The sequence below is a fragment of the Pseudooceanicola sp. DL12 genome (assembly GCF_056270665.1).
In genome coordinates this window covers 3,492,755-3,504,182 of sequence record NZ_CM149884.1, presented here as the reverse complement: position 1 = coordinate 3,504,182, position 11,428 = coordinate 3,492,755, and the positions used below count along the sequence as shown (strand labels likewise).

Sequence of the window (11,428 nt, the reverse complement as noted above, 5' to 3'; positions counted from 1 at the left end):
TAAATCCATTATTTTTAAAAATGTCCCTCAAGATATGGTAATGGAATCCCAAGTGGCGCCGTTGTCCAGCGGCGGTGCCACGAGATGCCACCCAATCTGGAGGAGTAAGGAATGGCTTCGCTCGAAACCCTGATCACCGGGGGCCCGGCCCCTATCGATATTTTTCGCAACATGAAGACCGGTCGCTATCAGTTCCCTGTCGCGCCGGAATTCACCAACTGGATCGAGGAACAGCTCTCCTGGCGCAATTCGGCCGCGCTGATGGATCAGAGCTTCCACATGACCGATCTCTACGTCAGCGGCCCCGACGCGAAACGGCTGCTGTCCGATCTCGCGGTCAACAGTTTCGCCACCTTCGGCCGCAACAAGGCCAAGCAGATCGTCTGCGTCAACCACGACGGCTATGTCATCGGCGATTCCATCGTCTTCGGCCTCGAGGATGACGTCTTCAACATCGTCGGCCGTCCCGTGCTGCCGAACTGGATCCAGTACCACGCCGAAACCGGCGGCTACGACGTGACGGTCGAGCGTGACGAGCGGTCGCTCGATGCCCCCGACAAGCCGCGCAAGACCTACCGTTTCGAGGTACAGGGGCCAAAGGCGCTCGAGATCCTTGAGGAGGTGAACGAAGGCGGCCCATTGACCACGAAATTCTTCCACATGGGAGAGATCACCATCGCGGGCTGCGTCGCGCGCACGCTCTCGCACGGCATGGGCGGTGCCCAGGGGCTCGAGCTCTGGGGCCCCGTCGCCGATGGGGCGAAGGTAAAGCAGGCCCTGCTCGAGGCCGGGGCGAAACATGGCATCCGCCAGATCGGCGCCCGGGCCTATTCCTCGGCCGCGGCCGAATCCGGCTGGGTGCCCTCGCCGCTTCCGGCGATCTACACAGGCGAGGCGATGCGCCCCTACCGCGAGTGGCTTGGCGAGAACAGTTTCGAGGCGATCAGCACCATCGGCGGCAGCTATGTTCCCGAGAGCATCGAGGGCTACTACCTCACCCCCTGGGATCTCGACTATGGCCGGGTGGTGAAGTTCGACCACGACTTCATCGGCCGCGCCGCGCTCGAACGCATGGCCGAGGGGCCGCATCGTCGCAAGATGACCCTGGTGTGGAACCGCGAGGATGTGCTGGCAACCTTCGGGGGCATGATGGACGACGGCCAGCTGCCCGCCAAGTACATGGAGATGCCCTCGGCCTATTACGCCACCCATCCCTATGACCTCGTGCAGCAGGACGGGGCGGATGTGGGCGTTTCGATCAGCCCGGTCTTCTCCTCGAACGAACGCGCCTGGATCTCGCTTGCGATCCTCGATCCCGGGGTGGCCGAGGCGGGCGGCGAGGTCACCGTGATCTGGGGCGAACCCGACGGTGGCACGGCCAAACCCAATGTCGAGCGTCACCGTCAGGTCAGCGTCCGCGCCACGATTCACCCGTGGCCCATCCACGACGCCTCGCGTAACTTCTACCGAAGCCAGACCTGAGCACCGATCCGGAGAGAGCATGGCCACCACAGCAGAAACCGCACAGCGCGCGCCCCGCGCCGAGGCCGCCACCCGCCAGCAGCAGGTGGTCGACACCCTGCGCGACTGGGCCGTCACCGGCCAGCTCTCCACCACCGAGAAATTCTCCGAGGCGGCGCTGGCCGATCGCCTCGGGGTTTCCCGCACCCCGATCCGCCATGCCGTCGCCGTGCTGGTCGAGGAGGGGGTGCTGCAACGCGCCGGCGGGCGTGGCTATGTGGTGCGCAGCTATGATGCCGCGGATATCGCCTCGGCTCTGGAAATGCGCGCCATGATCGAGGGGCTCGCCGCCCGCAAGGCCGCCGAGGCCGGCCTCTCCGAGGAGCTACAGGCCGCATTTGCAGCCTGCCTGGCCGAGGGTGATGCGCTCTTTGACCCGGCCGGCAACACACCCGTCGACGAGGCCCGCTATGCCGCGATGAACGCGCGCTTCCACGATCTCGTGCTGCAGGCCGCCGGCACGCCGATGATGATGGAGGTGCGGCAGGTGCTCGACCGGGTGCCCTATGGCGCGCCCTCGGCGATCCGCTTCGAGAAGATGGGCCCGCAGGCCCGCGCCCTTCACCTGTCGCATGCCCACATGCAGCACCATTACATCCTTGCTGCGATCCTCGCGAGGCAGGCCGGTCGGGCCGAGAGCCTCTTTCGCGACCATGGCGAGATGATCAAGATCAGCCTCGGCCTCTCGCCCGGCCCCTGGCCGAGAGAGGAGGGGCCCGGACTGCCCATCGCCCTGCGCTGAGCGCGCCGGGGCGGAACGCCCTTTGCGGACCGGGCGCGGAACGCCCTTTACGGACGGGGCGCAGTCGCGCATATGGGCGCGATCCTTTCCCCCGGCCCGGAGTGCCCCTTGTCCGTCTCGCCCTATGAAAAGCCCGGTTTCTACGACACCGCCATTGCCGCGGATCGTCACCGCGACATCGTCGGCGGCCGCTGGGACGAGACCGGCCATGCCCAGATGGCCCTGCTGCGCGACGGCGGTCTGATGCCGCACCACGTGCTTCTCGACGTCGGCGCCGGTTCGCTGCGCCTCGGCTGCAAGGCGGTGCCCTACCTCGATCCCGGCCACTACTGGGCCACCGATCCCTCGCGCGAACTGATGCTGGCGGGCCATGAGAAAGAGCTCGCGGATCCGGCCCGTCTCGATCCTGCCCATCTGGTGCAGGATGCCGATTTCAGCTTTCCCGGCGTGCCCGACACGGTGACCCATGCCATCGCCTTCGCGGTCTTCCCGCATCTGCCGGTGGGCATGCTGCGCCGCGCGCTGGGCAGCCTGGCGCGGTTCCCGCAGCTGCAGACGGTCTTCTTCACCGTCTTCCTCGCCCCCGAACCCGTGTTCTCCTACCGCCAGCGCGACGGGGTGGTCACCCACGAGGGCCGCGTGCCCTTCCACCTGATGCTGCCGGATGTGCTTTCCATTGTGAAAGAGACGGGCTGGCAGGCCCAGCCGCAGGAGCGGCAACTCCCCCGCGGTCAGGTGCTCTTCATCTGTACCCGGGCCTGATCCAGACGGGCGCTCATCGGATCGCCTGGCCGTCATCGTCAAAGAAGCTGATCCACTCCGGATCAAAGCTCAGGCCGATGCGCTCGCCCGAGGTGATCTCGGTGTCGCCGATCACCCGCACCGTCAGTCGGCCCAGGGTGCCGCAATCCACCAGCAGGAAGGTATCGGCACCGAGGTATTCCACCACGTCGACCATCCCGGTGCAGGCACCCTGTCCGGGTGGCACCACGGCGATGTGCTCGGGGCGGATGCCCAGGTTCACCGCTCCCGCCGGCGCAGGCCCGCTGCCGTCACCGGCCTCGCCGTCGAGCGTCCATTGCCCACCCGCCACGGTGCAGGGCAGCACGTTCATCTTGGGCGAGCCGATGAACTGCGCCACGAAAAGGTTCGCGGGCCGCTCGTAGAGCTCGCGCGGCGTGCCCACCTGGGCGATGCGCCCGGCATCCAGCACCACGATTCGCGAGGCCAGGGTCATCGCCTCGATCTGGTCATGGGTGACATAGATCATCGCCTTTTCAAGGCGTTGGTGCAGCTTGGCGATCTCGTAGCGCATCTCGACCCGCAGCGCGGCATCCAGGTTCGACAGTGGCTCGTCAAAAAGGAAGGCCGTCGGATCGCGCACGATCGAGCGGCCAATGGCCACGCGCTGGCGCTGCCCGCCCGACAGGTCCTTGGGGCGCCGGTCCAGCAGCGCCTCCAGCTTCAGAACCTCGGCGGCCTCGCCCACCTTGGCGGCGATCTCGGCCTTGGGCGCACCCGCGGTCTTCAGGCTGAAGCCCATGTTCTCGGCCACCGACATGTGCGGATAGAGCGCATAGCTCTGGAACACCATGGTCAGTCCGCGTTCGCTCGGGGCCTCGCTCGTGGCGTCGCGCCCGTCGATCAGCAGCTTGCCGCGGCTGATCTCCTCCAGGCCGCCGATCATCCGCAGCAAGGTCGACTTGCCACAGCCCGAGGGCCCGACGAACACCACGAATTCCCCCGGCTCGACCACCAGGTCGATGCCCTTGATGACCTGCACCGGCCCGTACCATTTCTCGACGCCCTGCAGCGTGATGGCTGTCATTGCCTCATCCTTTCACAGATCCCGCGGTAAGCCCGCGTGTCATGAACCGCTCAAGCCCCAGGAACAGGGCCATGATCGGTACCGTGGCGATCACGGCGCCCGCCATCAGGTGCTGGCGCGGAATTTCCGAGGAATTCAGGCTGGCGATCCCCCGTGTCAGGGTAAATTTCGACGGGTCGTCCAGCAGCATGAAGGCCAGCAGGAACTCGTTCCAGGCGATCATGAAGACATAGAGCGACACGCTCGCCAGTGCCGGCAGCGACAGTGGCAGGGTGATCTTCCAGATCACCGCCAGGCGGCTCAGCCCGTCCATCAGCCCGGCTTCCTCGACCTCCGCGGGCAGCCCGCGGAAATAGCCCTGCAACATGTAGAGCGCCACCGGGATCGTCGTCACCGGATAGATGAGCACCAGCCCGAAGATCGTGTTGCGCAGCCCCGCCATGGAGAACCCGATGTAGATCGGCAGTGCCAGCACGATCATCGGCACCATGTAGATCAGCAGGATCGAGCGCGAGAACATCGAGCGCCCGCGGAACCGCAGCCGTGCCACCGCGTAGGCGCCCGGGATCGAGAAGGCCAGCGTCACCAGCACCGTCAGAACCGAGACATAGAAGCTCGTCCAGAGATAGCGGGCGAAATGGTACTTGGTCAGCAGCTCCTCGTAGCTCTTGAACAGCCCCCAGCCGCGCGACCAGTCGAGGCTGAAATCGAGCGGGTTCTGTAGCAGCGCCTGCTGGCTCTTCAGGCTGGTCATCACCATGACGTAGAAGGGGATCACCACGATGGCGGTGAAGAAGACATAGCCGAAGCCCACCAGGAACCGGATGATCGCGGCCTCGAACTGGTGCCGGGTCAGTGCGCCCGCGGGCAGCTTGCCCATGATCCGCGTCACCCCCAGGCCCAGCGAGGCGCCCGCGATCACCACGGTCACCGCCACCAGGATCAGCGGCGCGCCCGTGGCCACCGGCGGCAGCCCCAGCACGGTCAGCCCGGCCTGCAGCCCCACGGCCAGCGCGATGCTGCCCCAGAGGCCCAGCCGCACCGTGCCGGCCCCCGCGATGGCGCCGGCCAGCGTCAGGCCGAGCATCCCGGGCCGGAAGCCCTCTCCGGTGGTGAAACTCATCGCCACGGCCACGGTCACCGCCACCACGAAGGACCACAGGATGCCCAGGATCGCACCCGTCACGTAGCCGGTTCGGATCACCTTCATCGCTGGTTTCATCAAAGGCCCTCCTCCTTGCTCATCAGGCGGAAGAAGAAGATGCTGAAGATCAGCAGGCAGAGGAAGATCACCACCGCCACGGCCGCCCCCGCGCCGATATTGCCAAGGGCGAATGCCTGCTCGTAGACGTTCACCGTCAGCACCCGCGTGCCCGCGTTGCCGCCGGTCAGCAGGAAGATGTCGTCGAACTTGTTGAAGGTCCAGATGAAGCGCAGCAGGAACAGCACCGACAGGATGCCCACCAGCTGCGGCAGCGAGAGATAGCGGAACTTCTGGAACGGAGTGGCGCCGTCCATGTCGGCGGCCTCGTACATGTCGGTGTCGATGCTCTGCATCCGTGCCAGGATGAACAGGAAGGACAGCGGAAAATAGCGCCAGATCTCGAAGAGGGTCACCATGATCAGGGCCAGCGGCCGCTCTCCGAAGAAGTTGATGGCGCCCTCGGTCACCCCCATCTGGTTCAGCAGTGCATTGGCCGAGCCCGAGAAGGGATCGAAGAGCGTGACCCAGGTAAAGGCCACCGCGATCACCGGAGCGACATAGGGAAACAGGTAGAGCCCCCGCAAGATGCCCTGGCCGCGGAACGACCGGTCGAGCAGCATGGCGGCAAACAGCCCCACGATCAGCGCGCCGGCGGTGCCGAAGAAGGTATAGAACAGCGTCACGCCCAGCACCTGCCAGAACTCGTCGCCGTTGAAGATCAGCTTGAAGTTGTCCCAGGTGAAGTCCAGGCTGGTCAGCACGTTGCTGGCATGGCCGGTCACCTCGGGTTCGCTGCCCTCGGCCGCCTCTTCCAGCGCGTCCGGGTCGCCGGTGCCGGTCACCGGGATGGCAATGCGGGCGCGATAGCCGCCCTCGATGTCGCCGAAGTCACAGGTGATCTGACGGCCATCCACCACGCAGGGCGCTTCCGGCGTGCCGTTCAGGCTCAGACCATCCGGCAGCGTATCGCTCAGCACCACGCCGCTGATCACCTCGTCCTGCGAGGAATTGCGCAGGCGGTACTCGATCCGCATGTCCTCGCCGTCGCCGCGCAGGCTCTCGCGTACCACCGGGGCAGGGGGGCGCAGGTCGGCCAGGGTCACCGGCTTCACCGAGATCCAGAAGATTGCCAGCAGCGGCAGGATCACCACGAGCGACACCGCCAGCAGCGTCGGCAGCAGCATCTGCCAGGCCAGCCGCGCCTCGCGCCGGGCCAGCGGGCCGCGGCCGCGCGGCGGCTGCGCGGTGCCGTCGGGGGCGGTGTCCGGTGAATTGGGGGCCGCGCTCATGCGCCGCCCCCGGTCTTCGACTTCGTCATTACTGGACCTTGGAGAGTTCGTCGTTCATCTCGGCCACGGCTTCCTCGGCCGTCACCTGCCCGTCGATGTATTCGCGCACCACTCGGTTCACCGCCTGGGTGTTCACCATCTTCGAGGCCAGGCCCAGCTGGCCGTCGGCCACGCCCCAGCGCTGCGCCACGTCCAGGCCGTCGACGATCTCCTCGATCATGTCGGCGGAATAGAGATCGCCCAGCGGTGCCTTGCGGTCCACACCCACGTCGAGCTTGGCCCAGGCATCGGCATATTTGTGCGGCTCGTCCGGGGTGCCGCGACGGATCGGGAACTTGCCCTCCGGCGCGATGGCCAGGGTGTTCATGTAGCCGTCGGTCATCGAGTACTTCACGAAGTCGATGGCGTTGTCGATGTCCGCATCGGCGGTGATGCCGAACATGTTCATCTCGGCCCAGGCTGCGCCGTCGGGGTTCGAGGGGCCGGCAAAGTTGGTCACGATCCCGGTTTTCGAGGCCAGTTCGGCCGAGGTCGGATCATCGGTGATCGTGGGCGGGGCGCTGTCGCGAAGGCCGGCCAGCTCGTCCAGGATGAAGGGCGACCAGATGATCATCGCCGCGTCGCCGGCAAAGTAGACCTCGCGCGACTGCTTCCAGAACAGGTCGCCCGGCGGCGAGGCATCGGCCAGCTTCTTGTAGAACTCCAGCACCTCGATGGTCTTGGCCTCGTCCAGTGGCTGGAACCCGTCGGGGCCCACCGGGCTCACGCCGTTGGCAAGAAAGACATGTTCCAGAACCTGGCTCATGAAGTTGTCGTCCACCTTCGTGGCGGCGACAAACCCGTACATCTCCGGCGGGTTGCTCAGCGTATCGATGGCCTTTTCCACCGCGGCATAGGTGGTGGGCGGCTCAAGGCCCGCCTCGTCGAACAGGTCCTTGCGATAGAGGATCATCTGCGTCCAGCCATCGACGGGTACCGAGGCCACGCCATCGCCAAAGGCCGCCATCTCGAGCGCACCGGGGGCAAAGGTATCCTCGCCCAGCTCCTCGACGACCTCGGTTGCCGCATCGGGATCGAGCAGCCCGGCCTCGGCCCAGGGCAGTGCGTACTGCAGCGTATGGTAAATCACGTCGGGCAGGTCGCCCGCGGCATATGCGGCGGTCGCACGGGTGCCCAGCTCGCTCTCGGTCACCGGGATGACCTCCACCTCGATGCCGGTGGCCTCGGTGAAATCGGCGGCCATCTGTTCCTGCCGGGCCAGCCGCTCGGGCTGCTCCTCGGTGGTCCACAGCCGCAGGTCCTGCGCCATCGCCGCCTGGCCCATCATCAGCATCAGCGCGGCGCCGGCAACGGTTGTCCTCAGCGCGGGCGCAGTTGCGCCGCGGGGTTTCAAAGCAATCATGTGATCCTCCCTGATCCTCTGTCTTTTCAATGCAGTGCCGCCACTCTGGCAGCATCGCCGTGCCACACCCGGCACGACAGCACCCGCAACGGGCGCCTGGGATAGTCTGTTCGGACAGGCCACCTGTGGCTTCTTGTCCCGGAACCCGGCCTGCATTGCCTCCGCCGGTACAAGCCATGATGTGGGTCGCCGCCCACAAGTCAACCTTTGCGGGACAATGCGCGGTCCAGCTTTGACCTTATGGCCAATTTTTGGCCCAACCATTCCTTTTGATTGTATTTTTTTTCTGCGCTCCCGCAGTGCCTGGCGCTGGGCCTCTGGTGCGGGTCCTTTGGGGGCCTTTTCGCAATCCCGTCGCGGGCCCCCGATCACTGCGATTGATTTAGTGGACGGTTTGGTCCATTAACTGCCCATGACCGAGTCACCCCTGCCACCAGAGACCGCGCCGCAGGCTCCCCGCCGGGGCCGGCCCCGCAGCGATCCGGCCCGCGCCGAGGCCCGTCAGCGGCTGATCCGAACCGGCCTCGTGCATCTCACCACCCGCGGATATTCCGCCACCGGCATCGACGAGATCATTGCCGGCGCCGGTGTCTCCAAGAGCAGTTTCTACCATTACTTCCGGGGCAAGGCCGATTTCGGCCAGCAGCTCATCGCTGCCTACCACGCCTATTTCGCCGAGCGTCTCGACCGCGCCTTCCTCGACGAGAGCCTGCCGCCGCTCGACCGGCTGCGCGCCTTCACCGCCGAGGCCGAGGACGGTATGGCGCGGCACGCTTTCGCCCGCGGCTGCCTCGTCGGCAACCTGGGCCAGGAGATGGGCGCGTTGCCCGAACCCTTCCGTGCACAGCTCACCGGGGTGCTGGAGAACTGGCAGTCGCGCACCGCGGCGCTGCTGCGGCTCGCGCAGGGGCAGGGGGCCCTCCCGCCCGCGCTGGATCCGGAGGCCCTCGCGACCTTCTTCTGGATCGGCTGGGAGGGGGCAGTGCTGCGTGCCAAGCTGGAACGGCGCGCGGATCCGCTCAGGCTGTTCACCGACACCTTCTTTGCCACCCTCACGCCGTGACGGCACCCAAACCCGAGATCCAACAACCGGAGGCTTCCATGTTCGACGCCATTCTCATCGACAAGACCGACGACGCACAGAGCGTCTCGCTCACCCAGGCTTCGCCCGATCAGCTGCCCGAGGGCGACGTGCTGGTCAACGTCGCCTGGTCCACCCTCAACTACAAGGATGCGCTCGCCATCACCGGCGCCTCGCCCGTGGTGCGCAGCTTCCCCATGGTGCCGGGCATCGACTATTCCGGCATCGTCGCCGAGAGCAGCCATCCCGACTACAAGCCCGGTGACCGCGTCGTGCTGAACGGCTGGGGCGTGGGGGAGAAGCACTGGGGCGGCCTGGCGAAACAGGCCCGCGTCAAGGGCGATTGGCTGGTGCCGCTGCCCGAGGGCATCTCGATGAAACAGGCCATGGCCATCGGCACCGCGGGCTATACCGCCATGCTCTGTGTCCTCGCGCTCGAGAAACACGGCATCACCCCCGATATGGGAGAGGTCGTCGTCTCCGGTGCTGCCGGGGGTGTCGGCAGCGTCGCCACCGCGCTCCTGGCCGCGAAGGGCTTTCAGGTTGCCGCCGTCACCGGCCGTGCCGAACAGGCCGATTACCTGAAATCGCTGGGCGCGGCCTCCATCGTCGACCGGGCCGAACTCACCGGCAAGGTCCGCCCGCTCTCGAAAGAGCGCTGGGCCGCGGGCGTCGATGTCGCCGGCTCCACCGTTCTGGCCAACATGCTGGCCTCGATCCGCTATGGCGGTACCGTTGCTGCCTGTGGTCTCGCCGCCGGCATGGACCTGCCCGCCACCGTGGCGCCCTTTATCCTGCGTGGTGTCACCCTCGCGGGCGTCGACAGCGTCATGTGCCCGCGTCCGCGCCGGCTCGAGGCCTGGTCGCGCCTGGCCAGCGATCTCGACATGGCCAAGCTGGAGGAGATCACCACCGAGCTGCCGATGGCCGAGGTGATCGAGACCGCGCCGAAGTTCCTCGAGGGGCAGATCCGGGGCCGTATTGTCGTGCCCGTGGCACCGGAACTCGGCTGACGTTACGTCGCCCGGCTCCCACACGGGGGCCGGGTGTCCTTCTCTTCTCCTTCGCGTGGACCCATGTTACCTTCTCGTAAGTGGGTTGAATGTCCGCAATAACTGCGTACGCCCGGACAAGGGGGAAAGATGATCAAAGCAATCGCAACGGCGCTGGCACTGGCGCCGGTTTTCGCCACCGCCACTGTCGGAATGGCCATGGCCGAAACAGCCACCGTCACAGTCACCGCCGAAACGCCCGAGGATGTCACCCTGGCCGAGGGCTCCATCCTGGGGATCGAGCTGCTCGACGTGTCGCGGGCCGATGCACCCTCCACGCTGGTCTCATCGATGGCCATGCAGGTCAGCACGCTGCCAGTCACCGTGGACCTGCCCTACGACACCACCCTGATCGATGACCGCATGACCTACTCGGTCTCTGGCTCCGTCGTCGGCGGCGACGGCACGATCTATCACACCACCAGCGCCGCGCCGGTCATCACCCGCGATGCCGGCACCACCGTCACCATCACCTTCGATGGCAAGATCTCGGCCAAGCCGACGCCCGCCGCTGAAACCTCCGATCCCCTGGGGGGCAATGCCTGGACCGCCTACGAGATCGGCGGCCGCATGCTGATTGCCGAGGATCCGCCCACTCTGACGCTCTCGCCCGATGGCCAGTTCTCGCTCTATGCCGGCTGCAACCGCTATGTCGGCAAGGCCGAAATCGCCGACGGTGCCTTCACCGTGGCCCAGCCGATGGCTGGCACCCGGATGTTGTGCCCGGAAAACCGCATGGCGCTCGAGAACACCACGGTCGAGGCCTTCGAGAGCTCGGTGGGCTACCTGCGCAAGGGCGATCAGCTGATCCTCACCAACGCGGCCGGGCTGGCCACCATGCGTTTCAGCGAGACGCCCGAATAAGTCCCGAATAAGTCCCGAATAAGTCCGGCATAGAACCCGGATCAACAGCGGGCGATCCGCATCGAACATGGAAAGGGGCGGCCTGCGGGCGGCCCCTTTCGCGTTGCGGCTCAGCTCTCGCGTTCGGTCGTGAAGGCCAGCGGATAGCCGTTCTCGCGCCCCGCGTCATTGCCCTGGGCCGCCTTCATCTCGGCCACCTCGCGGGTGAACACGGCGATCACGCAGGCGCCCTTGCGATGCGCCGTCAGCATCACGCCATAGGCCTCGTCCTCGCTCATGCGGAACAGCCCGCAGAGCACCTTCACAACGAAGTCGCGCGGGGTGAAATCATCGTTCAGCAGGATCACCTTGTAGAGCGGCGGCCGCGCAGCGCGGGCGCGGGTCTCGGTCTTGCGTTTCGGGGGCGCGATGACGGTCTGATGGATGGTCGGCATTCCGGGCACCT

11 protein-coding genes are annotated in these 11,428 nt (G+C 66.3%); 6 read left to right on the top strand and 5 right to left on the bottom strand.

Annotated elements, in window-relative coordinates:
- The first annotated feature begins 111 nt into the window (after positions 1-111).
- The 3 genes from AC0WR5_RS16260 (at position 112) to AC0WR5_RS16250 (ending at position 3,025) form a co-directional block, all read left to right on the top strand.
- A complete protein-coding gene (locus AC0WR5_RS16260) occupies positions 112-1,482 on the top strand; it encodes an aminomethyl transferase family protein (protein ID WP_475864686.1) in 1,371 nt (456 codons plus the stop codon).
- Between the two features lie 19 nt (positions 1,483-1,501).
- A complete protein-coding gene (locus AC0WR5_RS16255) occupies positions 1,502-2,263 on the top strand; it encodes a GntR family transcriptional regulator (RefSeq protein WP_475864684.1) in 762 nt (253 codons plus the stop codon).
- Positions 2,264-2,371: 108 nt separating this feature from the next.
- Positions 2,372-3,025 carry a class I SAM-dependent methyltransferase gene (locus AC0WR5_RS16250; RefSeq protein WP_475864682.1) on the top strand — a complete coding sequence of 218 codons (654 nt, stop codon included), beginning with the start codon at positions 2,372-2,374 and terminating at the stop codon, positions 3,023-3,025.
- Between the two features lie 13 nt (positions 3,026-3,038).
- Here the strand turns inward: AC0WR5_RS16250 and AC0WR5_RS16245 are convergent, their stop codons facing one another.
- The 4 genes from AC0WR5_RS16245 to AC0WR5_RS16230 are packed head-to-tail and all read right to left on the bottom strand — an operon-like array spanning position 3,039 to position 7,917.
- Complete coding sequence (locus AC0WR5_RS16245; protein ID WP_475864680.1) at positions 3,039-4,091, bottom strand: ABC transporter ATP-binding protein; 1,053 nt, start codon at positions 4,089-4,091, stop codon at positions 3,039-3,041.
- Between the two features lie 4 nt (positions 4,092-4,095).
- Complete coding sequence (locus AC0WR5_RS16240; protein WP_475864678.1) at positions 4,096-5,313, bottom strand: carbohydrate ABC transporter permease; 1,218 nt, start codon at positions 5,311-5,313, stop codon at positions 4,096-4,098.
- On the bottom strand, positions 5,313-6,584 hold the full coding sequence (locus AC0WR5_RS16235) for a carbohydrate ABC transporter permease (RefSeq protein ID WP_475864676.1): 1,272 nt from the start codon (positions 6,582-6,584) through the stop codon (positions 5,313-5,315). Before AC0WR5_RS16235 ends, AC0WR5_RS16240 begins: the two co-directional genes overlap by 1 nt.
- A gap of 28 nt (positions 6,585-6,612) precedes the next feature.
- Complete coding sequence (locus AC0WR5_RS16230; protein WP_475869043.1) at positions 6,613-7,917, bottom strand: ABC transporter substrate-binding protein; 1,305 nt, start codon at positions 7,915-7,917, stop codon at positions 6,613-6,615.
- A gap of 481 nt (positions 7,918-8,398) precedes the next feature.
- Between AC0WR5_RS16230 and acuR the strand changes: the two genes are divergently transcribed.
- From acuR to AC0WR5_RS16215, 3 genes are all read left to right on the top strand, one after another.
- Positions 8,399-9,049 carry an acrylate utilization transcriptional regulator AcuR gene (acuR, locus tag AC0WR5_RS16225; RefSeq protein ID WP_475864675.1) on the top strand — a complete coding sequence of 217 codons (651 nt, stop codon included), beginning with the start codon at positions 8,399-8,401 and terminating at the stop codon, positions 9,047-9,049.
- Between the two features lie 38 nt (positions 9,050-9,087).
- Positions 9,088-10,080, top strand: coding sequence for an acrylyl-CoA reductase (NADPH) (acuI, locus tag AC0WR5_RS16220; RefSeq protein ID WP_475864673.1), 993 nt, complete (start codon positions 9,088-9,090; stop codon positions 10,078-10,080).
- A gap of 129 nt (positions 10,081-10,209) precedes the next feature.
- On the top strand, positions 10,210-10,983 hold the full coding sequence (locus AC0WR5_RS16215) for an META domain-containing protein (protein WP_475864672.1): 774 nt from the start codon (positions 10,210-10,212) through the stop codon (positions 10,981-10,983).
- A 110-nt stretch (positions 10,984-11,093) separates the two neighbouring features.
- Here AC0WR5_RS16215 and AC0WR5_RS16210 read toward each other — a convergent pair whose 3' ends face one another.
- Positions 11,094-11,417 (bottom strand): ATP-dependent Clp protease adaptor ClpS, encoded by a 324-nt coding sequence (locus AC0WR5_RS16210; protein WP_475864670.1) that lies wholly within the window; start codon positions 11,415-11,417, stop codon positions 11,094-11,096.
- Between the last annotated feature and the right edge of the window lie 11 nt (positions 11,418-11,428).